The 26,524-nt window shown below is 62.3% G+C and carries 28 protein-coding genes and 1 tRNA gene; 17 read left to right on the top strand and 12 right to left on the bottom strand.

Features of this window, described 5'->3' with window-relative positions:
- The first annotated feature begins 43 nt into the window (after positions 1-43).
- The 6 genes from ABQM86_RS07930 (at position 44) to ABQM86_RS07955 (ending at position 5,257) form a co-directional block, all read left to right on the top strand.
- Positions 44-892: a phage holin family protein gene (locus ABQM86_RS07930; protein ID WP_207596954.1), complete on the top strand. Its 849-nt coding sequence runs from the start codon at positions 44-46 to the stop codon at positions 890-892.
- Positions 893-940: 48 nt separating this feature from the next.
- Positions 941-1,564, top strand: coding sequence for a CDP-alcohol phosphatidyltransferase family protein (locus ABQM86_RS07935; protein ID WP_369746347.1), 624 nt, complete (start codon positions 941-943; stop codon positions 1,562-1,564).
- On the top strand, positions 1,564-2,469 hold the full coding sequence (locus ABQM86_RS07940; protein WP_207596956.1) for a DMT family transporter: 906 nt from the start codon (positions 1,564-1,566) through the stop codon (positions 2,467-2,469). The genes ABQM86_RS07935 and ABQM86_RS07940 overlap by 1 nt, the downstream gene beginning before the upstream one ends.
- A gap of 109 nt (positions 2,470-2,578) precedes the next feature.
- Positions 2,579-3,775, top strand: a complete 1,197-nt coding sequence (locus ABQM86_RS07945) for a glycosyltransferase (RefSeq protein ID WP_369746348.1) — start codon at positions 2,579-2,581, stop codon at positions 3,773-3,775.
- Between the two features lie 83 nt (positions 3,776-3,858).
- Positions 3,859-3,932 (top strand) — tRNA-Ile (locus ABQM86_RS07950).
- Positions 3,933-4,066: 134 nt separating this feature from the next.
- Positions 4,067-5,257: an acyl-CoA dehydrogenase family protein gene (locus ABQM86_RS07955; RefSeq protein WP_337339628.1), complete on the top strand. Its 1,191-nt coding sequence runs from the start codon at positions 4,067-4,069 to the stop codon at positions 5,255-5,257.
- A gap of 41 nt (positions 5,258-5,298) precedes the next feature.
- Here ABQM86_RS07955 and ABQM86_RS07960 read toward each other — a convergent pair whose 3' ends face one another.
- Positions 5,299-5,808, bottom strand: a complete 510-nt coding sequence (locus ABQM86_RS07960) for a M23 family metallopeptidase (protein ID WP_369746349.1) — start codon at positions 5,806-5,808, stop codon at positions 5,299-5,301.
- 407 nt (positions 5,809-6,215) lie between these two features.
- On the opposite strand from ABQM86_RS07960, the gene rpsB reads away from it, so the two are divergent.
- The 6 genes from rpsB (at position 6,216) to ABQM86_RS07990 (ending at position 11,103) form a co-directional block, all read left to right on the top strand.
- Complete coding sequence (rpsB, locus tag ABQM86_RS07965; RefSeq protein ID WP_207596960.1) at positions 6,216-7,088, top strand: 30S ribosomal protein S2; 873 nt, start codon at positions 6,216-6,218, stop codon at positions 7,086-7,088.
- A 120-nt stretch (positions 7,089-7,208) separates the two neighbouring features.
- The gene (gene tsf, locus ABQM86_RS07970) at positions 7,209-8,045 is read left to right on the top strand and encodes a translation elongation factor Ts (RefSeq protein WP_026541489.1); all 837 of its coding nucleotides are present in this window, start codon (positions 7,209-7,211) and stop codon (positions 8,043-8,045) included.
- 120 nt (positions 8,046-8,165) lie between these two features.
- Positions 8,166-8,903 (top strand): UMP kinase, encoded by a 738-nt coding sequence (pyrH, locus tag ABQM86_RS07975; protein ID WP_207596961.1) that lies wholly within the window; start codon positions 8,166-8,168, stop codon positions 8,901-8,903.
- Between the two features lie 102 nt (positions 8,904-9,005).
- Positions 9,006-9,563 (top strand): ribosome recycling factor, encoded by a 558-nt coding sequence (gene frr / locus ABQM86_RS07980; protein ID WP_026541491.1) that lies wholly within the window; start codon positions 9,006-9,008, stop codon positions 9,561-9,563.
- Positions 9,563-10,498 carry a phosphatidate cytidylyltransferase gene (locus tag ABQM86_RS07985; RefSeq protein ID WP_089594331.1) on the top strand — a complete coding sequence of 312 codons (936 nt, stop codon included), beginning with the start codon at positions 9,563-9,565 and terminating at the stop codon, positions 10,496-10,498. Before frr ends, ABQM86_RS07985 begins: the two co-directional genes overlap by 1 nt.
- A gap of 20 nt (positions 10,499-10,518) precedes the next feature.
- Positions 10,519-11,103, top strand: coding sequence for a DivIVA domain-containing protein (locus tag ABQM86_RS07990; protein ID WP_089594332.1), 585 nt, complete (start codon positions 10,519-10,521; stop codon positions 11,101-11,103).
- Positions 11,104-11,127: 24 nt separating this feature from the next.
- Here the strand turns inward: ABQM86_RS07990 and ABQM86_RS07995 are convergent, their stop codons facing one another.
- Genes ABQM86_RS07995 through ABQM86_RS08015 form a run of 5 tightly spaced genes read right to left on the bottom strand, consistent with a single transcriptional unit; the run spans position 11,128 to position 15,631 of the window.
- On the bottom strand, positions 11,128-11,820 hold the full coding sequence (locus ABQM86_RS07995; protein ID WP_207596963.1) for a hypothetical protein: 693 nt from the start codon (positions 11,818-11,820) through the stop codon (positions 11,128-11,130).
- Positions 11,821-11,865: 45 nt separating this feature from the next.
- Entirely contained in the window at positions 11,866-13,332 is a 1,467-nt protein-coding gene (locus ABQM86_RS08000; protein WP_369746350.1) for a cation acetate symporter, read from the bottom strand.
- On the bottom strand, positions 13,329-13,691 hold the full coding sequence (locus tag ABQM86_RS08005) for a hypothetical protein (RefSeq protein WP_337339632.1): 363 nt from the start codon (positions 13,689-13,691) through the stop codon (positions 13,329-13,331). The genes ABQM86_RS08000 and ABQM86_RS08005 overlap by 4 nt, the downstream gene beginning before the upstream one ends.
- Positions 13,688-14,407: a LytTR family DNA-binding domain-containing protein gene (locus ABQM86_RS08010; RefSeq protein WP_280627619.1), complete on the bottom strand. Its 720-nt coding sequence runs from the start codon at positions 14,405-14,407 to the stop codon at positions 13,688-13,690. Before ABQM86_RS08010 ends, ABQM86_RS08005 begins: the two co-directional genes overlap by 4 nt.
- 21 nt (positions 14,408-14,428) lie before the next feature.
- Positions 14,429-15,631 carry a sensor histidine kinase gene (locus tag ABQM86_RS08015; protein ID WP_207596967.1) on the bottom strand — a complete coding sequence of 401 codons (1,203 nt, stop codon included), beginning with the start codon at positions 15,629-15,631 and terminating at the stop codon, positions 14,429-14,431.
- Positions 15,632-15,838: 207 nt separating this feature from the next.
- Between ABQM86_RS08015 and ABQM86_RS08020 the strand changes: the two genes are divergently transcribed.
- Together ABQM86_RS08020 and ABQM86_RS08025 are read left to right on the top strand one after the other, a co-directional pair.
- Positions 15,839-16,219 (top strand): DUF485 domain-containing protein, encoded by a 381-nt coding sequence (locus ABQM86_RS08020; protein ID WP_207596968.1) that lies wholly within the window; start codon positions 15,839-15,841, stop codon positions 16,217-16,219.
- Positions 16,216-17,835 carry a cation acetate symporter gene (locus tag ABQM86_RS08025; RefSeq protein ID WP_172322137.1) on the top strand — a complete coding sequence of 540 codons (1,620 nt, stop codon included), beginning with the start codon at positions 16,216-16,218 and terminating at the stop codon, positions 17,833-17,835. The genes ABQM86_RS08020 and ABQM86_RS08025 overlap by 4 nt, the downstream gene beginning before the upstream one ends.
- An 85-nt stretch (positions 17,836-17,920) precedes the next feature.
- Here ABQM86_RS08025 and ABQM86_RS08030 read toward each other — a convergent pair whose 3' ends face one another.
- The 5 genes from ABQM86_RS08030 to ABQM86_RS08050 all read right to left on the bottom strand — a co-directional run bounded on the left by ABQM86_RS08030 (position 17,921) and on the right by ABQM86_RS08050 (position 21,528).
- Positions 17,921-18,940: a PHP domain-containing protein gene (locus ABQM86_RS08030; RefSeq protein ID WP_207596969.1), complete on the bottom strand. Its 1,020-nt coding sequence runs from the start codon at positions 18,938-18,940 to the stop codon at positions 17,921-17,923.
- A gap of 76 nt (positions 18,941-19,016) precedes the next feature.
- The gene (locus ABQM86_RS08035) at positions 19,017-19,622 is read right to left on the bottom strand and encodes a hypothetical protein (protein WP_207596970.1); all 606 of its coding nucleotides are present in this window, start codon (positions 19,620-19,622) and stop codon (positions 19,017-19,019) included.
- A 44-nt stretch (positions 19,623-19,666) separates the two neighbouring features.
- Positions 19,667-20,074 carry a DUF4383 domain-containing protein gene (locus ABQM86_RS08040; RefSeq protein WP_011774231.1) on the bottom strand — a complete coding sequence of 136 codons (408 nt, stop codon included), beginning with the start codon at positions 20,072-20,074 and terminating at the stop codon, positions 19,667-19,669.
- Between the two features lie 128 nt (positions 20,075-20,202).
- Entirely contained in the window at positions 20,203-20,910 is a 708-nt protein-coding gene (locus tag ABQM86_RS08045) for a hypothetical protein (protein ID WP_242703565.1), read from the bottom strand.
- A 147-nt stretch (positions 20,911-21,057) separates the two neighbouring features.
- Positions 21,058-21,528 (bottom strand): Lrp/AsnC family transcriptional regulator, encoded by a 471-nt coding sequence (locus tag ABQM86_RS08050; protein ID WP_207596972.1) that lies wholly within the window; start codon positions 21,526-21,528, stop codon positions 21,058-21,060.
- Between the two features lie 195 nt (positions 21,529-21,723).
- On the opposite strand from ABQM86_RS08050, the gene pdhA reads away from it, so the two are divergent.
- The 3 genes from pdhA to ABQM86_RS08065 are packed head-to-tail and all read left to right on the top strand — an operon-like array spanning position 21,724 to position 25,339.
- Complete coding sequence (gene pdhA / locus ABQM86_RS08055) at positions 21,724-22,893, top strand: pyruvate dehydrogenase (acetyl-transferring) E1 component subunit alpha (protein ID WP_280627622.1); 1,170 nt, start codon at positions 21,724-21,726, stop codon at positions 22,891-22,893.
- Positions 22,893-23,903 (top strand): alpha-ketoacid dehydrogenase subunit beta, encoded by a 1,011-nt coding sequence (locus ABQM86_RS08060; protein ID WP_207596974.1) that lies wholly within the window; start codon positions 22,893-22,895, stop codon positions 23,901-23,903. Before pdhA ends, ABQM86_RS08060 begins: the two co-directional genes overlap by 1 nt.
- On the top strand, positions 23,900-25,339 hold the full coding sequence (locus ABQM86_RS08065; RefSeq protein ID WP_369746351.1) for a dihydrolipoamide acetyltransferase family protein: 1,440 nt from the start codon (positions 23,900-23,902) through the stop codon (positions 25,337-25,339). Before ABQM86_RS08060 ends, ABQM86_RS08065 begins: the two co-directional genes overlap by 4 nt.
- 95 nt (positions 25,340-25,434) lie before the next feature.
- Here the strand turns inward: ABQM86_RS08065 and ABQM86_RS08070 are convergent, their stop codons facing one another.
- Positions 25,435-26,307, bottom strand: coding sequence for an NAD-dependent epimerase/dehydratase family protein (locus ABQM86_RS08070; protein ID WP_369746352.1), 873 nt, complete (start codon positions 26,305-26,307; stop codon positions 25,435-25,437).
- Positions 26,308-26,524 lie beyond the last annotated feature (217 nt).

The raw sequence follows: 26,524 nt of genomic DNA on the forward strand, positions 1-26,524 counted from the left end.
CGCCCCAACACGATGCCCAGAGGAAAGCAGTTAGGCGGAACCCATGAGTGGACGTCACACCGGCCGGACCAGTCAAGGACCTGCCATTCGTACTTTGCCGAAGACCCTCAAGCTCGTTGCACGGTTGGCCCCACGGCAAATCAACGACGAAATTGCCTTGGCCAAGGTGGAACTCAAACGCAAGGCCACCCAGGTTGGAATAGCCGGCGCCTTCTTTGGCGTGGCCCTTGCCTTCCTTGCGCTGTTGGTGATCGCCCTCGTTGTTGCCGCCATTCTGGGGCTGGCAACCATCATGCCGGGATGGCTCGCGGCGCTGATCGTCGCAGCGTTCTTCTTGGTGATCGTGGCCATTGCATCCCTGATTGGAATCGCCAAGTTCAAGAAGGCCATGCCCCTGGTGCCCGAGGACACCATCCGGGGCATCAAGCACGATCTTGGAATTGCCAAAGAGGGCTCTGCCTTCGATGAGTCCATCCTCGATCCCAACTCGCCCGCTGCCAAGGCGGCCAAGGCCGAGAAGGAAGCTGCAGCGGAGAAGGCCAAGGCAGAGAAGGCTGCGAAGGAAGCCGCCAAGGAAGCGGACGCCGTCAAGGCACCCACGGAAGCGGAGCTTCGCTCGCGCCTGAAGAAGCGCCGCGAACACCTGACGGGGGTCCGCGACGAGCTCGGCGAGCAGTTGGACGTCAAGAAGCAGGGGCAGGCCCTGCTGAACAGTGCCGGCGGAAAGTTCCAAGAGGGCAGGGAGTTCGCTGCGGCGAAGTTTGCCGACCTCGGAGACGCCGTCCCCGAAAGCCTCACCGAACGGCTCGCCGCCCGGTGGAAGGACCTGGCCGCTTTTGCCACTGCTGCCGTGGTCTTCGTTGTTGCCCTGCGGAAGCTGCTGAAAAAGTAGGCAGAAATCCGCAGCGCCAAACATTGACAACGAGGAAGGGGGACACAGGTGAAATTGATCGGTGCTGGTTCGAACCCTGACCGGCCGCAGGTTGACCACGACCTCATCTTAACTGTCCCCAACATCCTCACGGTCCTCCGCTTCATGGGGGTCCCGCTGTTCGTGTGGCTCGTTTTGTCGGAGCAGGAGTACGGCTTCGCGGTCCTGGTACTTGTGATCATGGGCAGCACCGACTGGGTTGATGGCTACATCGCCAGGCGGTTCGACCAGACCTCCAAGCTGGGCCGCATCCTGGATCCCATGGCCGATCGGGCCGCGCTGCTGGCCGTTGCCTTCACGTTGGCGATTGCCGGCGTCGTGCAGTGGTGGTACCTGGCCGCGCTGCTGGTTCCGGACGCCATCCTGGCCATTGCTTCATTGATCTACTTCCGCAGCCACCCGGACCTTCCAGTGAGCGTCATTGGGAAAATCCGCACAGCGCTGTTGCTGCTCGGCACTCCGTTGCTTGTCCTCTCCAAATTGCCCATCCCGTTCACTGAGGTCTACTTCGTTGCCGCCTGGACGTTTCTGGGCTTCGGGCTGCTGGGACACTGGATTGCGGCCTACAACTATTTCTGGGCCATCTTGCGTAAGGGAAAAGAACTGAAAAACGACGACGGCGGACACGGCTGATGGTCTGGTTGGCGGTTTTCCTTGCGGTCCTTGGTGCCTTCTTCCTCGCCATAGGCGCCCAACGGCAGGGCAGCGCAGTCAAAGCCGACACCGGTGGCCTGGCGCTGAGCTCCAACGGTTTCCTGAGGCTGCTGCGGAATCCCCGCTGGATGCTCGGGCTGCTGTTCCTTACCCTCGGAATGGGGATGAACGCCATCGCCCTGGTTTCTGCACCGCTGACCGTGGTGCAGCCCATTGGTGCCATTGCGCTGGTGATCACCACGGTGGTCAATGCCAAGGACCAGGGTCTGAGCATTAACCGTGCAACTGTGGTGGCCATCAGCGCATGTGTCACGGGCTCGGCATTGTTCGTGTTGCTGGCCGTCTTCGTCACGCAGGAGAACCATCACGTCACCAGCGAGGACGAGCTGACCATTGTTCTCCTTCTCGCTCTGGCCGTGGGAATCTTCGGAACTTTGGCCGTGCTGTTCAAACACCGCATGAGTGCCTTCGTCTACATCCTGGGTGCTGGTGTCCTGTTCGGCTTTGTTGCCGTCCTGACCCGCATCATCGGCAAGCACCTGCTGGATCCCAACGGGTTGTTCCTGCTCAACGTCCAGTGGTACACCCTCATAGCCATCGTGGCCGCCGGGGGATTGGGATCCTGGTTCGTGCAAAGTGCCTACTCCGGCGGCCCACCGGACCTCGTCATCGCCGGTCTGACCGTTATTGACCCGATGGTGGGCATCGCCATCGGCATCGTGATCCTCGGTGAGCTTCGTCCCGATGTCCACGCCGTGATGGCTATCGCCATGGCTGTGGCCGCAACGCTTGCTATCGTGGGAGTTATTGCCCTGAGCCGGCACCATCCGGAAGTCACCAAACGCAAGAAGGACGCAAAGGCGGCTGCCGCCAAGAAGGCCTAGGGCATAGCTGTACCTTGCGCCGCCGCTGCACGCGGACCGGCAACCCGGCGACACCGCAGTATTGCCACAAGCAGTGCTGTCCGCACCGTGAACATCAGGAGTTCTCCACGTGACCATTCCCGACACCAACAAGCCCCTCACTCTTCTGATTGCTGCGGACACTTACCCGCCGCATGTCAACGGTGCCGCGCAGTTTGGCTACCGCCTGGCCAAGGGAATGACGGCACGAGGACACAACGTCCACGTGTTGGCCTGCCGTCCGGACACGGGCAAGAGCTTTACGGAGTTCCGCGACGAAGCCACTGTTCACCGGCTCCGTTCCCATGGCGTTTTCACGCATGAGTACTTCCGCATTTGCTTCCCGTGGGAGATCAAGAAGGAAATCAGCCTGCTGTTCGACAAAGTCCAGCCGGACGTCGTCCACATCCAAAGCCATTACATGATTGGCGAGCACGTTCTGTACGAGGCCGTTAAGCGTGGCATCCGTGTTATTGCCACCAACCACTTCATGCCGGAAAACCTGAATCCCTTCCTGCCGTTCCCCCAGTGGTTCAAGGACATCGTTGGCCGCATCTCCTGGAAGGACATGGGCAAGGTGATGAGCCAGGCCGATGTGGTCACCACGCCTACGCCCCTCGCTGCCAAGGCCATGCACCAACACGCATTCCTGCGTAAGGTCCTGCCGCTCTCCAACGGCATCGACTCCTCGGCCTACGAGCTCCAGCCCGGTGAGGTCATCGAACCGCACGCCAACCCGACGGTCCTGTTCGTGGGACGTCTGGCCGAAGAGAAGCACATCAACGTGCTGATCGACGCCGTGGCCAAGACCCCGCGCGAGTTGAACGTGAACCTGGAAATCGTGGGTGGTGGCGAAGTTCGGCCCGCCCTTGAAGCCCAGGTAGCGAAGCTGGGGCTGGGGGACAGGGTCAGGTTCCTGGGACTCGCCAGCGACGAAGATTTGCGCGAGGCCTACATCAAGGCCGACATTTTCTGCATGCCCGGAACAGCTGAGCTCCAGTCGCTGGTGACCTTGGAAGCCATGTCTGCTTCCACTCCGGTGCTGTTGGCCAATGCCATGGCCTTGCCGCATCTGGTCCGTGATGGTGAGAACGGCTATCTCTTCACGCCGAACAACAGCGATGAACTGGCAGCCAAAATCACCAAGCTGGTGGAGCTTCCCAAGCATGAGCTGGAAGCCATGGGCAAGTTGAGCCGCGAGATGGTGGAGCCCCACAGTATCAACGGCACGCTCCAGACGTTCGAGGACCTCTACCGTGGGGCTTCCTACGAGGACAAGGTGGTGTGACAAAAGCACTCCCCGGCACCTATTAGAATTGCTGGAGTGCTTTGCCCGGAACTGCCGCTTTGCGGGGGTTTTCCGGGCTTCACGGGGCTATAGCTCAGCTGGTTAGAGCGCGGGACTCATAATCCTAAGGTCCTCGGTTCAAGTCCGAGTAGCCCTACATTTGACGCAGGAGCTGTGGCCGACAATCCATGATTGTCGGCCACAGCTCTTTTGCGTTCCCCCTTGGTTGCGGTAAGTTACTCATCAGTAACTTAGTCTTGGTCGCAGGTGACCACCCTTGAAGGAGCGAACATGTCCAACGCTGCATTCGACGCCACCAACCTTCCTTATGCCGACGGCGACTTCTATGCCTTTGAGCAGATGCTGACAGGCAAAGAGCAGGACCGCCTGGCCGAGGTCCGCGAATTCCTGGCCCGTGAGGTCAAGCCCATTGCCGTGGATTGCTGGAACCGTGGGGAGTTCCCCATGGACCTCATTCCCAAGCTCGGCGAACTGGACCTTGTCAGCCCTGTCCGCCGTCAGGGGTACTCCAATCTGTTCGCCGGAATGCTCCATGCCGAGGTGACCCGGGCGGATGCTTCCATTGCTACCTTCATGGGTGTCCACGACGGCTTGTTCACCGGCTCCATCGAAGCCCTCGCTTCCCAGGAGCAGAAGGATGCCTGGCTTCCGGATATCTATTCGCTCAAGAAGATCGGAGCTTTCGGCCTCACTGAACCGTTGGGTGGCTCCGATGTTGCCGGCGGCACCAGGACCACGGCAAAGCGCGACGGCGACACCTGGATCCTCAACGGTGCCAAGCGGTGGATCGGCAACGCTACTTTCTCCGACTGGGTAGTGATCTATGCCAAGGACGTAGCCGACAACCAGGTAAAGGCGTTTTTGGTGGACACCACGCTGCCAGGCTTCTCTGCGACCAAGATCGAGAACAAGATCTCCCTTCGTACGGTCCAGAACGCGGACATCGTTCTGGATAACGTTGTGGTGCCGGACTTCTTCAAACTTGCCAACGGCAACAGCTTCCGGGACACCAACAAGGTCCTCAAGGTCACGCGTTTGGCTGTCGCGTGGCAGGCGGTGGGGCTTCAGATGGCAGCTTTCGACGTCGCCCGGAGCTACGCCGTGGAGCGTCAGCAGTTCGGACGGCCGCTGGCCGCGTTCCAGTTGGTGCAGAACCAGTTGGTCCAGATCCTCGGGAACACCGTTGCTTCCATGGGCATGATGGTCCGTCTGGCCCAACTCGAAGACGCAGGAGTCGCCAAGGATGAGCAGTCAGCCTTGGCCAAGGCGTTCAGCACCGCACGCATGCGCGAAAGCGTCGCCCTGGGCCGCAGCATCCTGGGTGGCAATGGGATCGTCACGGACTACGGGATGGCCAAGATCTTCTCCGATGCCGAGGCCATTTACTCTTACGAGGGCACGCACGAGATCAACACGCTGGTCACCGGCCGGGCCATCACGGGCGTTTCGGCCATCGTCTAGATGGTCCGCTGACCAGGGTGCTGTCCCGGCGGGGTGGCGGCTCAGGAAAGCGGGAGCAGGATGGACGGGCGCAGGTCCGCTACGAAGCTCAGCGGGTTGAGATAGTCCCCGCCCCGGCGAACACCCCAATGCAGGCACGGACTGAGGCCGCAATGTCCGGGTTCCACGGTCCCTATGACCTGGCCCTTACGGACAACGTCGCCGGCTTTGAGTTCGCTGGTCACGGGTTCGAAGCTGCTTTTGAGGCCATCGCCGTGGTCGAGGGTCAGTACCGGTCGATCCACCACTACGCCGGCAAAGGTCACCATGCCGTCCGACGGCGCGGTGACCTTTCCGCCGTCGGACGCTGGTCCGACATCCACACCCCGATGGCCGCTCAGCCACGGTTTGTCCGGAGGATCGAAGATCCGAAGCACGTCAGGTTTGGGGGAGAGCGGCCAGCTCCACCGGGCCGAGGCAGGATCCGGTGCGGCCGGCCCGGGTGCGCCAAGTCCGCCCGCGCTCATCGCCACGGCAGCCAGCAGGGTCGTCAAGGACTTCGTAAGGGTCATGGACCAAGCCTTCCGGGGAGCCCGCGGCGGGTCGATCCCCGGTCGTTCGTATGTGGACAACGGGCTGCGGCCGCGGTCAAACAGGTGGGGCTGCTGTAGTACACTTGGTGGAGCAGTTTGCTGTGCCCTCAAGCTTGTTCAGGAACATGTCTCATTCAGATATGTGGGGGCCCCAGGCTGACTACGCGTATCCAACCCTCCACCAGCGAAGCCACGTGGCTTCAGGCTGCGGAAGATTGTGCCTCTTGCGGTCCGGACAAGCCTTTGGCTTCGCTCCGGATGAGAAGTGCAAAGGATGCCAGGAGCCGCGCCCATCCGGGCAAAGGCTAAACAACCGTCAACTATTGGCAGGGTAAGAGCAGTCCCATGGGCTCTCTCATGAATGACCTGCCGGAAGGAGCGTCGGCATGCCCGTCGTAACTATGCGCCAGCTGCTTGACAGCGGCGTCCACTTTGGACACCAGACCCGTCGTTGGAACCCGAAGATGAAGCGCTTCATCTTCACGGAGCGCAACGGCATCTACATCATTGACCTCCAGCAGTCGCTGTCCTACATCGACCGCGCCTACGAGTTCGTCAAGGCTACTGTCGCCCACGGCGGCACCGTCCTGTTCGTCGGCACCAAGAAGCAGGCTCAGGAAGCAATTGCCGAGCAGGCTACCCGTGTTGGCCAGCCGTACGTCAACCAGCGTTGGTTGGGCGGTATGCTCACCAACTTCCAGACCGTCGCCAAGCGCATCCAGCGCATGAAGGAACTCGAAGAGATCAACTTCGACGACGTCGCAGGCTCGGCTTACACCAAGAAGGAGCTCCTGCTCCTCAAGCGCGAACTCACCAAGCTGGAATCCAACCTCGGTGGTATCCGCAACCTGACCAAGGCTCCCTCGGTTCTGTGGGTTGTTGACACCAAGAAGGAACACCTTGCTGTTGACGAAGCCAAGAAGCTGAACATCCCGGTTGTTGCCATCCTGGACACCAACTGCGATCCCGACGAAGTTGACTTCCCGATCCCGGGTAACGACGACGCCATCCGCTCCGTCAACCTGCTGACCCGCGTTGTTGCCGACGCTGTCGCTGAGGGCCTCATCGCCCGCAACCAGCGCGCAACCGGCACCACCGAGGCTCCGGAAGAGCCGCTGGCTGAATGGGAGCGCGAGCTCCTCGAAGGCAGCAAGGCCGAAGAAGCAGCGGCAGCCGAGGCTCCGGCAGCAGAAGCTCCCGCAGCAGAAGCTCCCGAAGCAACTGAAGCTGCAGCCGGCGAAGCCGAAGCAGCCAAGTAAATCTGGACCTTCCCTGATGCCGCAAACAGCATCGGGGGCAACTGACAGGATGGCAGCTCACATGGTGGGCGGCCGTCCTGTCAGTCCGTAAACACACAAATTCTAGACAGAGGGGTTCACATGGCGAACTACACTGCTGCTGACATCAAGGCCCTGCGCGAGCGCACCGGCGCCGGCATGATGGACGTCAAGAAGGCTCTTGACGAAGCCAACGGTGACGCCGAGAAGGCCATCGAGATCATCCGCATCAAGGGCCTCAAGGGCGCTACCAAGCGTGAAGGCCGTTCGACCGCTGAGGGCCTGGTTGCTGCCAAGGTCAACGGCGGCGTTGGCGTAATGATCGAGGTCAACTGCGAGACTGACTTCGTTGCCAAGGCTGACAAGTTCATCCAGCTGGCTGACAAGGTCCTCAACGTTGCAGTCGAGTCCGGCGCAGCCGATCTCGAGACCCTGCTGGCTACCGAGGTTGACGGCAAGCCCTTGTCCGAGGTTGTTGTCGAAGAGGGCGCTGTCCTCGGCGAAAAGGTTGTCGTCCGTCGTATCTCCCGCGTTGAGGGAACCACGGTTGACGCTTACCTGCACAAGACTTCCAAGGACCTTCCGGCCCAGGTCGGCGTCCTGTTCGCTGTTGACGGTGAAGGCGAAGCCGCTGCCACCGCCGCACACGACATCGCTGTCCACGTTGCAGCCATGGCTCCGAACTACCTGACCCGCGACGACGTTCCGGCCGAACTGGTCGAATCCGAGCGCCGCATCGCCGAAGAGACCGCCAAGGCTGAAGGTAAGCCCGAAGCTGCTCTTTCGAAGATCGTTGAAGGCCGCGTGACGGGCTTCTACAAGGGCGAAGTTCTGGTTGACCAGGCATTCGCCAAGGATTCCAAGAAGACCGTTGCGCAGGTCCTCGAAGAAGCCGGCGTCAAGGCAACCGCAGTAACCCGTTTCCGCGTAGGAAACTAGTAATTCATGAAAAGGGGTGGTCACTTCGGTGGCCGCCCCTTTTTCATGCACCCGTCCGGGTAGTACCTGCGCGGACCCACAGCACGATAATCTAGCCAGAGTCCACCAACGGGAGGCACCATGGAAACCGTCAACACTGCAATCCAGCCCGAGAAGACCCGCCGACGTGTACTTCTGAAACTTTCCGGCGAGGTCATCGGCGGAGGCAAGCTCGGCGTCGATCCTGAGACCGTCCGGGCCATCGCCAAGCAGATCGCGGCAGCCGTGTCCGACGTCGAAGTTGCGATCGTCGTAGGCGGCGGCAACTTCTTCCGCGGCGCAGAGCTGTCCCAGAGCGGTATGGACCGTTCCCGCGCCGACTACATGGGCATGCTCGGCACGGTCATGAACTGTCTGGCCCTGCAGGACTTCCTGGAGCAGGCAGGCGTTGAAACCCGCGTCCAGAGCGCCATCACCATGGGCCAGGTTGCCGAGGCCTACATTCCCCGCCGTGCCATCCGCCACATGGAGAAGGGCCGCGTTGTCATCTTCGGTGCAGGCGCCGGACTGCCCTACTTCTCCACTGATACCGTAGCGGCCCAGCGTGCCCTCGAAGTCCATGCTGACGTGGTCCTCATGGCCAAGAGCGGTGTGGATGGCGTCTACACTGCCGATCCCAAGAAGGACCCCACAGCCGAGAAGCTGGATGTCCTCAGCTACGACGACGCCCTGCGCCGGGACATCCGCGTCATGGACCAGACGGCCATGACCATGTGCAAGGACAACAAACTGTCCATGGTGGTCTTCGGCATGGAAGGTGAGGGCAACGTTACCCGTGCCATCCTCGGCGAAACGCTGGGAACCCTGGTTACTCCCTAGCTGGGGCTAGGATATTTCTAGGACCTTCCGCCTTTCACGGCGGATCTTTACTGTGCACTGCGGCCTGCATGAGGGCAGCAACTTATTTCTGAGGAGAAACCCGTGATCGAAGAGACCTTGCTCGAAGCCGGCGAAAAGATGGACAAGGCGGTTGAGGTAGCCAAGGACGATTTCGCTACGATCCGTACGGGTCGGGCGAACCCTGGTCTCTACAACAAGGTAATTGTGGAGTACTACGGCACCCCCACGCCGCTCCAGCAGTTGGCTTCCTTCGGTGTTCCCGATGCCCGGACCATCCTCATCACGCCCTACGACAAAACCGCTCTGCGCGACATTGAGAAGGCGTTGAGCGATTCCGAGGTTGGTGCCAACCCATCGAACGACGGCAACGTCATCCGCGTCACCATTCCTGAGCTCACCAAGGAACGTCGCAAGGAGTACGTCAAGATTGTCAAGGGCAAGGGTGAAGACGCCAAGGTCTCCATCCGCAGCATCCGCCGCAAGGCAAAGGACACGCTGGACAAGCTCGTCAAGGACGGCGAAGCCGGTGAAGATGAGGGTGCCCGCGCTGAGAAGGAGCTCGACGCCCTGACCAAGCAGCACGTTGACAGCATCGACGAGCTGCTCAAGCGCAAGGAAGCCGAGCTGCTCGAGGTCTGATGAACCAGGCTGAGCCGGCACCCGCTGGACGGGTCCCGACACGCGATACCCCTCAGCGCGCCAGGCGCGTACGGACGAACCCCACGCCAAAGGCCGGCCGGAACCTTCCGGCGGCCATCGGCGTCGGCCTTTCCATGCTTCTGGCGGTTTTGGGCGGATTGCTTTTCCTCCCCTTGGGATTCGTCCTGCTCACCACGGCTTTTGCTGTGTTGGGTGTGTGGGAAGTTTTCCGGGCCCTCGAAGCCCAGGGCACCAGGATGCCGATCATCCCCGTGATGGTTGGCAGCCTGGTGATGCCGGTATCGGCCTATTTCGGCGGCCTGGAAGGTTTGCTGTTCACCATGACGGCGAGTTCCGTGGCCGTCTTGCTCTGGCGTTCCATCGAGAGCGCCGCTGGAGCGCCGCGGAGCGTCTTCGCCGGTGTGTTCACCCTGGCGTGGATTCCTTTCCTCATCAGCTTCGCGTCGCTGTCCTTGCACACCACCAGCGGCCCCACTCCTGTGGGCTTTTGGCCGGATGGGATCCCCGAAGGTGCATGGCAGATTGCGTCCATGCTGCTGTTGGTCGTTTCCAATGACACGTTTGGGTACATCGTTGGGGCGTCCTTCGGGAAGCATCCGATGGCTCCAAAAATCAGTCCCAAAAAGTCGTGGGAGGGTTTCGCCGGGTCGGTGGGTGGAGCCATGCTGATTGGCGTCCTGGCCTGCATCTTCCTCCTCGACAAGCCCTGGTGGGTGGGCTTGCTCCTGGCCGTTGGCATGGTGGCCGCAGCTACGGCAGGCGACCTTGCCGAGTCCATGGTCAAACGTGAATTGGGGGTCAAGGACATGAGCAGTATCCTGCCCGGCCACGGTGGCGTCATGGACCGCCTGGACTCCATTGTGTTCGCGGCCCCTGTAGCCTATGTTCTGTTCGCGCTGCTCAGCGGCGTCTGACAATCAACGAAGGAAAATTAGTGTCCGTGGATATTCGACGCCAGATTCCCGCAACGTTCGATCGCGTGGAGCGCAGCAAGTACGGCTATAACGCCAAACAAGTTGACGAGTTCCTCCAGCGAGCCAGGACGTCGTTCGAGAACCCCGTGGGTACCGCTGACCAGGTGGCCAGCGTGGACGTGCGGGACGTGGCCTTTGATCCCGTCAAAGGCGGGTACGACGCCCACAGCGTGGACGCCGCCTTGGACCGGCTCGAGGATGCGTTTGCACGCCGCGAGCGTGACGACCTGATCAGCCAGCAGGGCGAAGAAGCCTGGTTGCGCCAGATCGGCAAACTCTCCGGCATCCTGCGGGGCCGGCTTCACCGGCCCGATGGCGAGCGGTTCCGTCGACCTTCCAGCAGGCGGGCGCGCAGCTACAACATCCAGGACGTGGACGCACTGTGTGCTGAACTGGTGGGATACCTTGAACACGACCAGGTCCTGAGCGTGGACACTGTCCGCCGGGCCGTGTTCCGGGCGGCCAAGGGCGATGAAGGCTACGAAGAAGCCCAGGTGGACGCGTTCCTGGCCCGCGCCGTGGAGCTCATGGCGGCTATCGACTAATCCACACCCTGCTCATCGGGCGGGCTAATGGGTGCTGGGGGAAACAGGCGGGTGGTTCTTCCACACTGCCAGGTAGCGTCTGTGGCCGCGGACCAGTGATGTGCCGAAGAAGGCCAGGGCGACCAGAACGGCGACGGGGACTGCCACCACTGGGGGAAGCCCGGCTGTCAGCAGTGCCGATCCCAGCAGGAGAGCGATCAAGGCCGAGTTGACGAAGCCCATGAAGACCATGCTGCTGCCAGCGACCTGGCTGAAGTCTGTCCGAACGCCCAGGAAGTAGTACGTCCTTTTGGCGCCTTCTTCGTCATCGTGGGCGCCGGCCATGAGGTACGGCCCTATGCCGGGATCCATGTCGACGTAGGCCGCCCGCAAGCGGTTCATCGCCAGGACGTACATCAGGTCCTCCATGCCCACACTCATGACGCGGACGTGAGTGAGCAGGCCAACCACAAGGTCGATACTGAGGACGGTCAGCGCGAAAGCCCTGAAGGCATCTGAAAACTGTGTGGCGTTACCCACCAGCGCCACACTCAACAGGCTTGCCGAAGTGAAGGTCAGGAACATGCTGATGCGTGTGAGGACTTCGCCTTGGGTGGTACTGCGTGAGGCGAGCAGGCTCCAGTGCTCGGTGGCCAGCAATTGAGCGCGGACACTCGGTGACAACTCCGTCGGTCTTGCCGGCGGCTCTGGGCTTGAGGCGCCCGGTTCCTCGGACATGGCGTCATTGTCCACCCTGGCTGCTGCGCGGACAACAGGCCGGGCCTAGCGCTCGGTGACCACCGGCCGCTCCGGAACGTGCAGCCGCGACATGACGCGGTTCACAGACCCCGGCACACGGCTTTTCGTTGCAAGGGAAACGACCACCGTCACCGCGAACGCTGCCGGGACGCTCCACGCCGCCGGCTGGGCAAGCCACGCGGGCGCGTTGCCTGATCCCATGAGCGTACCCATCACCATGGCACCACCACAGAGCAGTGCACCGGTAAGCATTCCGGAAATCGCACCGGCGTCGGTCAGGCCGCGCCACCAGATTCCCAGGAGCAGGACCGGGCAGATGGTCGAGGCTGTGAACGCGAAGACCAGGCCAACGCTCCCGGCCAGGGCCAGGCTGTCGGTCATCAAGGCAAAGCCCAAAGGAACGACGGCGGCCAGCACCGCTGCGAGGCGGAAGCCCCTGACGCTTCCGCCGAAGAGGTCCTGGCTGATGACGCCTGACAGCGAAACCACCAACCCCGAGGTGGTGGACAGAAAAGCGGCAAAAGCTCCGGCTACGACGAGGGCGGAGAGAAGGTCTCCGGCGGTGCCCCCTATCAGCTTGCCGGGGAGCAGGAGGACCAAGGCGTCGGCCTGGCCGGACTGTGCGAGTTCGGGCGCGAACATTCGTCCCACCGCGCCGGATGCGGTGGGAAAGAGATAAAAGACGGAGAGCAGGCCCAGCACAATGAGTGTGGTTCTCCGGGCGGATTGCCCGTCCGGGTTGGTGTAGAACCGCACCAGGACATGGGGCAGCCCCAGCGTTCCGAAGAGCAACGCCACCAACAGGGAAATGTGCTGGTACGCGCCGGCGGAGGGCTGGCCGGTGGGGTTGATGGGAAGCGGCGCCTGGGGTCCGGTGCCGTTACCAGCCAGCACCAGCAGCACGAAGACCACCGGAACTGCCAGGGCAGTCAGTTTCAGCCAATATTGGAAGGCCTGCACAAACGTGATGGAACGCATGCCACCTGCCACTACCGTGAGGCACACGACCACAACAACCGCCGTCGAGCCTACCCACGACGGCAGGCCTGTGGTGATGCGGATGGTGAGCGCCGCCCCGTGGAGTTGCGGGACGATGTACAGCCAGCCAACGGCTACCACCACCAGGCTGGTCACGCGGCGGACCAGAGCGGAATCCAGACGGGCTTCGGTGAAGTCGGGAATGGTGTAGGCACCTGAGCGACGCAGAGGAGCGGCGACAAAGAGCAGCAGCATCAAGTAACCGGCGGTGTAGCCCACGGGGAACCAGAGTGCGTCCGTTCCCGAGAGCAGGATCAGTCCGGCGACGCCAAGAAAGCTGGCGGCAGACAGGTACTCACCGCCGATTGCAGAGGCATTCCACCAGGGCGGGACGGTTCGCGAAGCCACGTAGAAGTCGCCGGTTGTCCGCGAGATGCGCAGACCGTAGAAGCCGATGACTGCCGTCGCCAGTGACACGGCAAGGAACGCAAACAGGCCCACAGCCGGGTTCATTTGTCCTCCACGAGGTCCCTGTAGCGTGCCTCGTTGCGGGCCGCCGCGCGGTTGTATAGCCAGGCGCTCAAGCCAATCACCGGGTAGATGCCGGCGCCCAGCACCATCCAGTCCAGCGGGATGCCGAATATCCTTGTTTCTGCCACGCCAGGCCCGTACACGAGGAACAGTGCGATCACCACGAGGATGATCAGGAAGCAACAGGCCACCACCAGCGCCAGGCGCAACTGCGAGCGGATCAGGGACCGGATGAAGAGTTTGCCTGCGTCGGAGTCTTCGGCGACCTCGCGCGGGTATGGCGGCCGCCCGGGAGCCGCTGTGGCCGGCTGGCGGGGTGCCGTCACACGGACGCGGGTCATCCCTGCGGCCGGATGCGCGTGGACTGCAGTTTGTCCCGGACGGAAGGCAGGTGGCGTCGGCTGATGGGCAATTCAGCTCCGGCCACGGCGACGCTGGGACCCGTTGCAGCCAACTTGAGGTGCTGGACGTGGTTCAGGGCGATCAGGTACGAGCGGTGGATCCGGATGAAGCCTGCCTCTGCCCACTTCTGTTCAAGGTCGCTGAGGGGAACCCTGATGAGATAGCTGGCTTCGGCTGTGTGCAACCTCGCGTAATCGCCCTGGGCCTGGACGTAGGTGACATCGTCCCGGCGGATCATGCGGGTGGTGCTGCCGAGGTCCACGGTAATCATTTCCGGCGCAGGGGTGCCTTCCTTGATCAGGTCGCTGATCCGGTCCACGGAACGGGACAGCCGTTCTGCGCGCAGCGGCTTGAGCAGGTAGTCGATCGCGGCGAGGTCGAAAGCTTCCAGTGCGCACTCTTCATCAGCGGTGACAAAAACGACGGCGGGTGGATGGCTGCTGCGGGAAATGGCCCGTGCGATGTCCAGGCCGGACAATGCCGGCATGTGGATATCGAGGAACACGGCGTCGACAGACTCCGTTTCCAGGGTCCGCAGCGCCTCAGCACCGGAGGAGGCCCGGTGGATGGCGCCAATCCGTTCATCCCGTCCCAGCAGGAAGGCAAGCTCCTCCACGGCGGGAAGTTCGTCATCAGCGACGAGCACGTTGATCATGTTTAAAGACTAACCGTCGCCTCAGGCGTCATGGCCGGGCTGGGATTTCGGCACCCGCATGGTGATCAGGGTTCCTTCCCCGGGAGCAGTGTCGATGACCAGTCCGTGCTCGTCCCCGTACACCTGGCGCAAGCGGGCATCCACGTTGCGCAGGCCCACATGGATTCCATCCGTGTGCCCGGCGAGCACTGACCGAAGGTGGTCGGGGTCCATGCCCACGCCGTCGTCTTCGATGGTTACTTCAGCGAACGCACCGGAATCGTTGGCGCAGATGGTGATATGGCCCGGGCCCTCCTTGGCCTCCAGCCCGTGCCGGACTGCGTTCTCGACCAAAGGTTGCAGGCTGAGGAACGGGATGACCGTACTGAGGACCTCGGGGGCGATCCTCAGGCTCACCTGGACGCGTTCGCCGAAGCGTGCCCGTTCCAGCAGGAGATAACGGTCGATGCAGCGCAGTTCCTCGGCCAAAGTGGTGAAGTCGCCGTGGCGCCGGAAGGAGTACCGGGTGAAGTCGGCGAACTCCACCACCAACTCACGGGCCCGGGCGGGGTCGGTGTTGATGAACGAGGCAATGGCATTGAGGGAGTTGTAGATGAAATGCGGGCTGATTTGGGCACGCAGCGCCCTGACCTCAGCCTCCATCAGCAAGGTCCGGGAGGCTTCGAGTTCCGTCAGTTCCAGCTGGGCGGCTATCCAGTCGGCCACCTCGCTGGTGGCCCTCACCAGCCCGGCACCTGCCGCCGGCGCCAGGGCTGCCACGGAGCCGACCACCCTGGAACCGGAGCGGATAGGAGCGATCACGGCACTGAAGTCATGGTTTCCATGCTCGGCTTTGGCAGTGGTCCGATGCCCGGCGTGCGGCACCACCGCGGTTCGGCCGGTGGCCAGGACCTCGGCCGCAAGACGCATCAGCGACGGCCTGAGTTCCTCGGCTGTACCGTCCCACGCGAGCACAGAACCGGTGTCCGTGATGGCCAAGGCATCGCAGCCCAGCAGTACGCGCAGTTGCTTGCTCGCTTTCGCTGCACCGGCCGGTTGGAGGCCGCCACGGAGATGCTGCCCGGCCCGGGAGGCCGCGTGCAAAGTGTTGTAAGTGGCGCGTTCAGCGTCGGTGCCCAGGTCCCGGAAGGAACGCATGACCTTGAGCCCAACACCCACGACGACGGCGATGGCCAGCACGATCACGGCGATGGCAGCGGCGGTGAACAGCGGGGAGTCGGGCATAAGGCCAGCGTAGCCGGATGCTCCTGAACCTCGCCCCGATTCCGCGGAAGGTGGTTCACATTCCACCGTTTGGCGCAGCACCGCAACCGTTGAGCGATGGCAGGGCGCGATGCTCTGGAACAGGCACCGGGCGGCGTTCGATAGTGATTGCAGTCACATTGGCAGGCGTGTGGAGCTGGTGTGGACACATCACAATCAGGAGGAACCATGGGTAATGAGGCCCAACCCCAGGACGAAAAAGCGTCCGTGGACTTCCAGGAAGTTCAACAGACGGAACGGTTCAAGACACTGCGCAAGCGGCACCGCAGCTTTGTCTTCCCGATGGCAGTCGTATTCCTGCTCTGGTATTTCGCATATGTTCTCTTGGCCGACTACGCGGTGGGCTTCATGTCCATCAAGGTATGGGGCAACATCAACGTCGGGCTAATCCTCGGCCTGCTGCAGTTCGTCACTACCTTCGGCATCACGGCATGGTACGTGAGCTACTCCAACAGGAAGCTGGACCCCATCGCTGCTGAAATCCGCCATGAGATCGAGGGGCACGAATTTGATAAGGACGGCAAAGTGATCAGCGGGGGAGTCAAATGAACACCATGGTCCCGGCAGCAGTCAACGTCGAAGCGCTGAAAGACACCACCCTGCTCAACATGGGCATTTTCGCCCTCTTCGTCGCGGTCACCATGGTGATCGTCTTCCGGGCCAGCCGGAACAACAAGACCGCAGCAGATTACTACGCAGCAGGTCGATCCTTCACTGGTTCGCAGAACGGCACAGCCATCGCCGGAGACTACCTGTCGGCGGCATCCTTCCTCGGCATTACCGGCGCCATCGCCATCAACGGCTACGACGGGTTCCTGTACTCCATCGGCTTCCTCGTCGCCTGGCTCGTGGCTTTGCTCCTGGTGGCTGAACTGCTCCGCAACACCGGGAAGTTCACCATGGCTGACGTTCTGTCCTTCCGCTTGCGTCAGCGCCCTGTCCGAATCGCGGCTGCCCTCTCCACCTTGGCCGTCTGCTTCTTCTACCTCCTCGCCCAGATGGCAGGAGCAGGCAGCCTCATTTCGCTCCTGCTGGGCATCAGCGACTGGGGCGGCCAGGCCTTGGTGATCATCGTCGTCGGCGCCTTGATGATCATGTACGTACTCATCGGTGGCATGAAGGGCACCACCTGGGTCCAGATCATCAAAGCCATCCTGCTCATTGCCGGTGCAGGGGTCATGACAGCAATGGTGCTTGCAATCTACGGTTTCAACCTGTCCAGCCTGCTGGGCTCTGCCGCTGAAGCGGCCAACAACCCGGCAATCCTGAACCCCGGGCTGCAGTATGGAAAGACCGAAACGTCCAAGCTCGACTTCATGTCCCTGGGCCTTGCCCTGGTCCTGGGTACAGCTGCATTGCCCCACGTGCTGATGCGCTTCTACACTGTCCCGACAGCCAAGGAAGCCCGCAAATCCGTGGTCTGGGCGATCTGGCTGATAGGCCTGTTCTACCTCTTCACCCTGGTGCTGGGCTACGGTGCCGCAGCCCTGGTGGGGGCGGAAACCATCAAGTCCGCACCCGGCGGCGTCAACTCCGCCGCACCTCTGCTGGCCTTCCACCTTGGCGGCCCTCTGCTCCTGGGCTTCATTTCGGCGGTTGCCTTCGCTACCATCCTGGCGGTGGTGGCTGGTCTGACCATCACGGCGGCTGCATCCTTCGCCCACGACATCTACGCAAACGTCATTGCCAAAGGCAAAGCGGATGCCATCACCGAGGTGAAGGTGGCCCGTCGGACGGTACTGGTGATCGGCGTGCTTGCCATCCTGGGCGGCATCTTTGCCAACGGACAGAACGTAGCCTTCCTGGTGGCGCTCGCCTTCGCAGTTGCAGCCTCGGCGAACCTGCCCACCATCGTCTACTCCCTGTTCTGGAAGAAGTTCACCACCCAGGGCGCAGTCTGGAGCATGTATGGCGGTTTGGCTGCAGCCATCCTGCTCATCACGTTCTCACCCGTGGTTTCGGGGGCCAAGACGTCCATGATCCCCGGAGCGAACTTCGCCCTGTTCCCGCTGAGCAACCCGGGCATTGTGTCCATCCCGTTGGCCTTCTTCCTGGGATGGCTCGGAACCGTTCTGGACAAGCGGCGCGAAGATCCGGCCAAGCAGGCGGAGATGGAAGTGCGCTCGCTGACCGGCGTCGGTGCCGAGAAGGCGGTAGACCACTAGCACCGGCTCAAACAAATCAGTAACCCAAAAGGAAGGCTCCTCCTGCGAACAACGCGCAGGAGGAGCCTTCTTCTTCAGGCTGAGCCTACTTCTTCAGGCTGAGCCACTCCGTCAGTTGTTCCAGCGGCCAGGTAGTGACAATCCGTTCTGTGGGGACCCCCAGGGCTTCGGCGCGTTCGGCACCGTACTGCAGGAAGTCGAGTTGGCCAGGAGCATGGGCATCACTGTCGATGCTGAACAGGCAGCCGGCGTCCAGAGCCATTGTGATGAGGTTGTCCGGTGGGTCCTGACGCTCGGGACGGGAGTTGATTTCGACGGCGACACCCCACTCCGCGCACTCCTTGAAGACTTTCGCGGCATCGAACTCGGACTCGGGCCGCGTACCCCGTGATCCCTGGACGAGGCGTCCGGTGCAATGCCCCAGCACGTTGGTGTGGGGATCGGTGATGCCGCCCAACATCCGCGTGGTCATGGTCTTCTTGTCTGACCGGAGTTTGGAGTGGACGCTGGCCACCACCACGTCCAGTTGGCCCAGCATGTGCGGAGTCTGGTCCAGGGTTCCGTCTTCGAGGATGTCCACTTCAATGCCCTTGAGCAGGCGGAAGCCATCCTGGGATGAGTTGATTCCCTCCACGACGCCGAGCTGCTTCTCAAGCCGCTCCACGCTCAGTCCATTGGCAATGGTGAGATTGGGGGAGTGGTCGGTAAGGGCAAGATATTCACGGCCGAGGGTCCGTGCCGCTGCCACCATGGATTCAATGGGGGAGCCGCCGTCGGACCAGTTGCTGTGGCTGTGGAGATCGCCGCGCAGTGCTGCCCGGAGCGTGTCTCCTCCGGATGCCAACGATTCGGTGCCCCGTTGGCGCAGGTCCGCAAGGTATTCGGGGATCCGCCCTTCGAGGGCCTGGGTGATGACTTCGGCGCTGCGGTTGCCGACGCCTTTGAGACTGGTGATCCGCCCGGTGCCCACAAGCTTGGCCAACTCTTCGGGCGAAAGCTGCCGCACGGCGTCGGCCGCTTTCCGGAAGGCCTGGACCTTGAAGGTGGGGGCCTGGCTGCGTTCAAGCCAGAAAGAGATTTCGTCGAGCGCCTCTATGGGATCCATGGCTCCATGATCCACGAACCAGGCGCACCATCAACAGTGGGCAGTGTCAATGGTGCGCCGGGCCGGTCGCCGTCAGCTAGTGGTGGCGACCCGGGTCCAGGGCGGGATTGGAGCCCTGGCCGTTTTCTCCGTGCGGGGCTTGGCCGTGCTCGCCATGAGGGACAGCGTGCTGTCCTGCCATTGAGGCGGCCAGTCCTGGTGTTGCAACTGAAGCAACAACGACGGCGGCTCCGAACGCGGCTGCCAGAAGCCGCCCGGTCCTTGGCTGGCCGTGGGCGCCGCCGTCGTTGGTCTTGTGCTGCCGCCTCAGCCAGCCGGCTCCGGCAAGAGCCATGAGCGTCAGGCCGAGGGCAGCAAAGTGGCTCACGTCCAGTGAGCGCAGGGAACTGATCCCGGCAACTGTGACCGCGAGGTGAGCAGCAGCCGTAACAGCGAGGACAGGAAGGGCGAACCGTGCCATGACCAGGGAGTTGCGGTGCAGCCCCCGCAGGGACCAGGCCAAAAAGGCAAGGCCCGCCGCGAGGGTCGCCACGCCGGCTGCCACCATCCCGGGTGTCGCTGACGCCGTTCCAGTGAGATATCCGGCGGCAAGGGAAAGCTCAACCATCCCGGCGGCCATCGCTGCGAAGTAAACAAACAGGAGGGTCGCTGCGTTCAGTGTGGGGTGGTGTCTGCGTTCCATGGCTCTTGCCGTCCTTTCGCTGCTTTACTCGGTGATCAGGCGGATCAGGCGCGGGCGGAAGCTACGGCTGCCTTGTCCTGGGACAGGGCAACACCCAGCAGGACCACGGCGCTGGCGAGGTGCAGAACATTGTCTGCGCCATTGAGGGCGATGATGTTCAGGGACGAACCCACCAGGAAGAGTCCGAGGATACCCACCAGGAGGTACACGCCGCCTACGGCCGTGTTGACGGATTTGGACAGCGTGACGCTGTTCATACCGGCGTAAAGAAGGGCAGCGCCGATGGCCAGGTGGATGATGTTGTGAAGCGGGTTCACGGCGAAGATGATGAGGTTGGCGCCCTCGGTGGCGAAGAAACCGATTCCCGAGGTGACAAAGAATCCGAGCACGCCTACCAAGAGGTAGACGGCTCCGAAGATGGTGGCGATCAGGCGATTGGGCGAAGTACGCATGGTCCGAACCTTCCGGTGATGGCCGGATATCCCGGCCGTCCTGCTGAGCCCCGGGTGGGGCTCTCAAGCAGTGATTCGGACCATAAGCGCAGGTGGATGGGTGGTGTTACGGAAATTCTTTCCTGCGGTTAGGGCCGGAGGCGGATGCTGCTCATCTTGAGGTCGTTGCTGCCCTCGAAGACGTAGTGGAGATCAATGGTCTTGCCGTCGCATTGCAAGGCACCGGAGAGATCGGCTTTGTTGTTGCCGTTGTTGTTGTTGACGTTCACCGAGTTGTAGTTCGGCTTGCACGAGCTATCCAGTTCCAGGCTGGCAATGCCGTCCATGAACGACTGCTTGTCCAGCTCATCCTTCAGGGGCTGGCTCAGGTAGTTGTCGTAGGCCTGCTCGGTTTGGCCGGAGACCACCAAATTGGTGAATTCGTCCGCCAAGGACCTGGCCTTGGACGTTGCATTGCCCACCAGATTGACAAGCAGCAGCACGCCCACCACCGCCAGCACAATCACTCCGGCGACGATGCTGAGGACGATCCACAAAACCTTCCTGCTCTTCCGGGCCGGTGGCTGGCCGAATTGGCCCGGAGGGTACTGTCCGGACTGGGATTGGCCCTGCGGATAAGGGTTCTGGGCGTACGGCTCCTGGCCGGCGGCTGCGTACTGGGGGCCGCCGTATTGGGGCCCTCCGGCTTGGGGCCCGCCGGCTTGGGGAGCAGCGGACGACGGCGGCTGTTGCCACTGCGGCGCGCCGCCGGTCTGAGGGGGGTACCCGGGCCCGGGCGGCACCGGCGGCGGGTTCTGGCCCGGGTAGTTGGGTTCGGGTTGTTGCGGGTTGCTCACGGTAGTGCCCCTTTCGGCAGCCTTCGGCAGCGCCACCACATGGCCGGGGACCTCTGGCCGGTCCCCGGTACGTCCTCTTGCATCCAATCGCATGCGGGTTCGACGGGCAAGTACCGGGCTGCCAATAACCGCAGGTGGGGAGGGAGTTCAGTCCCCGGAGCGCCTTCCAAGGAGCGGCTGGACGCGGTACGGGATCATCTCACGCATTGCCAGTGCTGTGTCGGTCCGTTCCACCCCTTCGCAGCCGAGGATTTTTCCATTGATGCGGTAGAGGTCCTCCGCGTCCAAGGCAACAACACGCAGCAGCAGGTCCGCCGATCCTGTGAGGCCGAAGCCTTCAAGGATTTCCGGAATGTCTGCCAGGTCCTGAGCCAAGGAGGCGAGCTTTTGCTGTTGGACGTGGACCGTGATGAATGCAGTCAACGGATAGCCGAGCGCGACCGGGTTGATCCTTCGTTCAAAGGAGAGGAAGGCGTGCTTCTTCTCCAGCTGGGCCATGCGCGCTTGCACCGTATTGCGGGACAGGCCCAGCCTTTGGGCCAGCGCCACCACTGTCCCGCGGGGGTCCTTTGCCATCGCGGAAAGGAGCCGGGTGTCAGTGCCATCCAGGGGTTGCATAATGCGCAAGATTAGCACGGTGTGTTCAAGCGAAACAGGGCAGAATGCTCAATTTTCAGAAGGGTAGTTGTACCTGATGCGCGTTGTGAGTAGGGTCACAATTAACTTCGGCGAAGGTGCCGGAGGGCCGGTCTGCGGCAGGATCACAAGTCCAGTCAGCGCCGACGAAAACGAGCCGGAAGGTTGCGATCACCTGTGTTGACGGATCAGGCGGGCAAGGGAGTGCATCACGACACTCCGGGCCCTGGACATAGTGCACAAATTCCCCTGAGGACTGGCGGCAATCTGCTCCAGTTGGTCTCGCCGGAAGGCGAACGGATCAGCCATCCCGAATTCGATGTCTGGGTGAAGGACGTCGGAGATGAGCAGTTGTGTTCCTTGTACGAGGACATGACAGTTATCCGCCGCATCGATGCCGAAGCGACGGCGCTCCAACGTCAGGGCGAACTGGCATTGTGGCCACCGCTCCTGGGCCAGGAGGCGTCGCAGATCGGCTCCAGCCGCTCCCTGCGCGATGACGACTTCGTCTTCCCCAGCTACCGCGAAAGCGGCGTAGCCTACGTTCGTGGAGCCCACCTCTCCGAGATTGCCAGGGTGTGGCGGGGCAATGCTTCCTATGGCTGGGACCCGCAGCGCATCAACCTGGCGACGCCCCAGATCATCATCGGATCCCAGAGCCTGCACGCCACCGGCTACGCCATGGGCGTGCAGTTGGATGGAGCCAACACTGCGGTCCTCGCCTACTTCGGCGATGGCGCCACAAGTGAAGGCGACGTGAACGAGGCCATGGTGTTCGCCGCCAGCTACCAGGCTCCCGTGGTCTTCTTCTGCCAGAACAACCATTGGGCCATTTCAGAACCTGTGCGGGTACAGTCGCACGTGCAATTGGCCGACAGGCCCACTGGATTCGGAATTCCCAGCATGCGGGTTGACGGAAACGATGTCCTCGCTGTCATGGCTGCCACGCGGGTCGCCCTGGACCGGGCACGCAATGGCGGCGGACCCACCTTTATCGAGGCCGTCACTTACCGTATGGGTCCGCACACCACTGCCGACGACCCCACCCGGTACCGCGACCCGATCGAACTCGAAGACTGGGCCGCCAAGGATCCCATCCTGCGGCTGCGCAAGCTCCTGGAGGCCAAAGGCCTCCTCACCGAGGACGTCGAGGCCCGCGTCAAAAGGAAGGCTGACGCGGTAGCAGCCGAGCTCCGTTCCAGCTGTATCGAGATGCCGGACCCGCAGCCGTTGGACGTCTTCAACCACGTCTACAGCACGCCCCATTCCTGGATTGAACGCCAGAAGGACCATTACTCGCGCTACCTGAACAGCTTCAACCAGCCAGTCGAGGAAGGTGCACTCTGATGTCGAAGCTCACGTTTGCCCGCGCCATCAACGCCGGCCTCCGGAAGTCGCTCGAAAACGATCCCAAAGTGGTCCTGATGGGTGAGGATATTGGCGCGCTCGGTGGTGTTTTCCGCGTCACCGACGGACTTCAGAAAGACTTTGGAAAGCACCGGGTCATCGATTCCCCCCTGGCTGAGTCAGGCATTATCGGCACCGCGGTGGGTCTGGCCTACCGCGGCTACCGTCCCGTGTGCGAGATCCAGTTTGATGGCTTCATCTACCCTGCGTTTGACCAGATTGTCAGCCAGGTCGCCAAGATGCACTACCGCACCCAGGGGCGGGTCAAGATGCCCATCACCATCCGCGTTCCCTTCGGGGGTGGCATCGGTTCGCCGGAACACCATTCAGAGTCGCCCGAGGCCTACTTCACCCATACATCCGGTCTCCGGGTTGTGGCAGTGTCCAATCCGCAGGATGCCTACACCATGATCCAGCAGGCGATCGCCTCCGATGATCCCGTCCTCTACTTTGAACCCAAGCGTCGCTATCACGACAAGGGTGATGTGGACGAAACCATCGACCTCTCCACGGCACTTCCGTTGGACAGAGCCGCCGTGGTGAATGCCGGTTCTGACGTGACACTTGTCGCCTACGGTCCGCTGGTGAAGACAGCAAAGGACGCCGCGATGGCAGCGGCTGACGAAGGCCTGTCCGTGGAAGTCATCGACCTCCGGTCACTGGCCCCCGTGGACTACCCCGTGGTGGAAGCATCTGTCCGCAAGACGGGCCGCTTGGTGATCACCCACGAGGCCGGCCAGTCCGGCGGCTTGGGTGCGGAGATCGCCGCCAGCATCACTGAACGGTGCTTCCATTACCTGGAGTCCGCTCCCGTCCGCATCACCGGCTTCGATGTGCCCTACCCTTACTCGAAGCTGGAGATGCACCATCTGCCGGATCTGGACAGGATTCTCGACGGCGTTGACCGCGCCTTGGGCCGCCCCAACTCGCTGAGTGGACTGGAAGGATGACCGCCACCATGATCAAGGAATTCAGGCTGCCGGACCTTGGTGAAGGCCTCACGGAATCGGAAATCCTGAGCTGGAAGGTGGCTGTGGGGGACACTGTCACGCTGAACCAGGTGATCGCCGAGGTGGAAACCGCCAAGGCTGTTGTGGAGTTGCCCTCTCCCTTCGCAGGAGTGGTTGCAGAACTTCATGAGCAGCCTGGCACGGTGGTGGAGGTCGGCAAGCCGATCGTTTCGTTTGAGGTCGACGACGCCGGGTCTTCCACTGGGGGTGGCGCGCCGGCCGCTGGCAACGGGTCCGCCGGTGAGCGGACCGCCGTCGAAAGCGCTGCCAACGGCTCGCTGGCAAATGCCGGCACTGAAGCGGTGGGGGCCCCGGCGAAACGTGAGCCGAACCTGGTGGGGTACGGCGCCGTCGTCGAACATTCCGGCCGTCCGACACGGCGCGCCCGGGGGCAGGTACGGGACATCAAGGTCCCAACGCCGGAAACCCCGGAGGAGCCGGTAACTCCGGCGGCGCCAGCAATCGTCGCGCCCACAGCGGCACGTCGTGCAGAAGAAGGAAGCCCTGAGCGACCCCGTTCCACTCCGCCCGTGCGAAAGCTGGCCCGTGACCTGGGGATCAACCTGGAATTGGTTCGCGGCACCGGGCCGGACGGACTTATTACCCGCGAGGATGTCCAGAACTTCACGGGTACCGAGGCGCCGGTCGAGGTGTCCGCTGCACCAGCGCAGGGCGAACGGGAAACTCGTACTCCCATCAAGGGTGTCCGCAAGTTCACTGCCGCCGCCATGGTGCAGAGTGCCTTCACCGCGCCGCATGTGACGGAGTTCCTGACCGTCGACGTCACGGCAACCATGGAGTTGTTGGCCCGGCTCAAAGGCGGCCGCACGTTCGAAGGCTACAAGCTGACACCGCTGACCATCGCGGCCAAGGCGGTCTTGGTAGCGCTGGGCAACAACCCGTCGCTGAATTCACGCTGGGATGAGGCGAGCCAGGAGATCGTCCAGTTCAATTACGTGAACCTGGGCATCGCTGCGGCAACGCCTCGTGGCCTGACGGTACCGAATATCAAGGACGCTGACAGCCTGACGCTTCGTGAGCTGTCCACCGCGCTGACCGAGCTCACGGACACTGCCAGGGCGGGCAAGACGTCCCCAGCGGACTTGTCCGGCGGGACCATCTCCATCACCAACATTGGCGTGTTTGGCATCGACGCCGGCACCCCCATCTTGAACCCTGGCGAGGCCGCTATCGTGGCACTTGGTGCTGTGCGGAAGGCGCCATGGGTGGTGAATGACAAACTCGCCGTCCGGCAGGTCATGTCCCTCAGCCTGTCGTTCGATCACCGCCTGGTCGATGGCGAACAAGGGTCCCGGTTCCTTGCCGACTTGGGCGCCATCCTTGAAGATCCCGCCATGGTCATGACCATGATCTAGCGTTAACTGAAGCTGCGCCGGCCCATCCTCTTACGAGTGCTTGCAGGAAACTGCGGTTAGGGGGTGGGCCGTCGCGCGTCAGCGGGCAGGTGGTGTCAATCCTCGGTGGGGGTTGTCCGGTTGGAGTGGACATAGCGCCAACTGTGTTCCGGCTCAAAACCCAGGAGCCTGCGCGCCTTGTCGATGGACAGCATGGTTTCGTGCTCGCCCAGTTCCTTGAGGACCTCGACGCCGGGGAAGACTTCCGCGGCCAAATCGGCGCTGCTTCGGCTCATCACGGTATCAGCGGCGGCAATGATGAACGTCTCAAAACCCGGCACGCCATGTTCCAGGGCCTTGACCACTGCCAGTGCACCGTCGCGGGCGTCGATGTAGCCCCAGAGGTTCCACTTCCGAAGGTTTGCGTCAGAGTCGAACGACGGGAAGGCGTCGTAGTCCTCGGGGTCCATGACGTTGGAGAAACGCAGCGCCGTGATGCTGAGTTCCGGATCCCATCGCGTGAGCTGGACGGCCATCTGCTCCTCGAGATGCTTGACCAGCGAGTAGGTGCTTTCCGGCCGGGCCGCGTACTCCTCGTCCACGGGAATGTAGGGAGGAGCGATGTCGAAGGGAAGTCCCAGTACCGTCTCGCTGGAGGCATAGACCACCTTCTTGATGCCGGCCCGCCGGGCAGCTTGGAACACGTTGTAGGTGGACACCATATTGTTCTCGAAAATTGTGGCGTCGGGGGCAAGGCCTGGTGCGGGAATGGCGGCCAGGTGGACAATTGCGTCCAAACCGTGGTGCTGGTCGTCCAGGCCCAGGATGACATCCAGGACCTGCCCGTAATGACGGAGATCCACGTTGACGTAGCCCTTGCCACGGGTCCCGGCGCGGTCAATATTGAGCACCTGATGGCCATCCTGCGTGAGTCGCCGGACTACGCTCCTACCCAGTTTTCCGCTTCCGCCCGTGACGGCAATCCTCATGGTGTGCTCCTCGATCGTGGCTGGTCCCTGACCCTGTCGCCTTGTTGATTCAGCTGCTTCGTTGAGTCAGCAAGGTCCGGGTTTCAGCCTAGGCGGCGAGGCGGCAGAAAACAGCCTCTCAGGCTGGCCCTGAGAGTCCTAGGAAGACACGAACGACCCAGGGCATACGAGTACAACGAAACGGGTTGCCGCTCGCTCAGGTTGCCGCTCGCTCGGG

It is taken from the genome of Paenarthrobacter sp. AMU7 (genome assembly GCF_041200195.1).
GTDB lineage: Bacteria > Actinomycetota > Actinomycetes > Actinomycetales > Micrococcaceae > Arthrobacter.

Coding starts and splice junctions, on each gene's coding strand:
- ABQM86_RS08065 (WP_369746351.1), top strand. CDS start 23,900: ATGACCGCCACCATGATCAAGGAATTCAGGCTGCCGGACCTTGGTGAA.
- ABQM86_RS08030 (WP_207596969.1), bottom strand. CDS start 18,940: ATGGATCCCATAGAGGCGCTCGACGAAATCTCTTTCTGGCTTGAACGC.
- ABQM86_RS07940 (WP_207596956.1), top strand. CDS start 1,564: ATGGTCTGGTTGGCGGTTTTCCTTGCGGTCCTTGGTGCCTTCTTCCTC.
- ABQM86_RS07985 (WP_089594331.1), top strand. CDS start 9,563: ATGAACCAGGCTGAGCCGGCACCCGCTGGACGGGTCCCGACACGCGAT.
- ABQM86_RS08005 (WP_337339632.1), bottom strand. CDS start 13,691: ATGACCCGCGTCCGTGTGACGGCACCCCGCCAGCCGGCCACAGCGGCT.
- ABQM86_RS07995 (WP_207596963.1), bottom strand. CDS start 11,820: ATGTCCGAGGAACCGGGCGCCTCAAGCCCAGAGCCGCCGGCAAGACCG.
- ABQM86_RS08000 (WP_369746350.1), bottom strand. CDS start 13,332: ATGAACCCGGCTGTGGGCCTGTTTGCGTTCCTTGCCGTGTCACTGGCG.
- ABQM86_RS08070 (WP_369746352.1), bottom strand. CDS start 26,307: ATGAGGATTGCCGTCACGGGCGGAAGCGGAAAACTGGGTAGGAGCGTA.
- ABQM86_RS08040 (WP_011774231.1), bottom strand. CDS start 20,074: ATGCGTACTTCGCCCAATCGCCTGATCGCCACCATCTTCGGAGCCGTC.
- rpsB (WP_207596960.1), top strand. CDS start 6,216: ATGCCCGTCGTAACTATGCGCCAGCTGCTTGACAGCGGCGTCCACTTT.
- tsf (WP_026541489.1), top strand. CDS start 7,209: ATGGCGAACTACACTGCTGCTGACATCAAGGCCCTGCGCGAGCGCACC.
- ABQM86_RS07930 (WP_207596954.1), top strand. CDS start 44: ATGAGTGGACGTCACACCGGCCGGACCAGTCAAGGACCTGCCATTCGT.
- ABQM86_RS08060 (WP_207596974.1), top strand. CDS start 22,893: ATGTCGAAGCTCACGTTTGCCCGCGCCATCAACGCCGGCCTCCGGAAG.
- ABQM86_RS07955 (WP_337339628.1), top strand. CDS start 4,067: ATGTCCAACGCTGCATTCGACGCCACCAACCTTCCTTATGCCGACGGC.
- ABQM86_RS07960 (WP_369746349.1), bottom strand. CDS start 5,808: ATGACCCTTACGAAGTCCTTGACGACCCTGCTGGCTGCCGTGGCGATG.
- ABQM86_RS08035 (WP_207596970.1), bottom strand. CDS start 19,622: ATGGAACGCAGACACCACCCCACACTGAACGCAGCGACCCTCCTGTTT.
- ABQM86_RS08015 (WP_207596967.1), bottom strand. CDS start 15,631: ATGCCCGACTCCCCGCTGTTCACCGCCGCTGCCATCGCCGTGATCGTG.
- ABQM86_RS08025 (WP_172322137.1), top strand. CDS start 16,216: ATGAACACCATGGTCCCGGCAGCAGTCAACGTCGAAGCGCTGAAAGAC.
- ABQM86_RS08010 (WP_280627619.1), bottom strand. CDS start 14,407: ATGATCAACGTGCTCGTCGCTGATGACGAACTTCCCGCCGTGGAGGAG.
- pyrH (WP_207596961.1), top strand. CDS start 8,166: ATGGAAACCGTCAACACTGCAATCCAGCCCGAGAAGACCCGCCGACGT.
- ABQM86_RS08050 (WP_207596972.1), bottom strand. CDS start 21,528: ATGCAACCCCTGGATGGCACTGACACCCGGCTCCTTTCCGCGATGGCA.
- ABQM86_RS08020 (WP_207596968.1), top strand. CDS start 15,839: ATGGGTAATGAGGCCCAACCCCAGGACGAAAAAGCGTCCGTGGACTTC.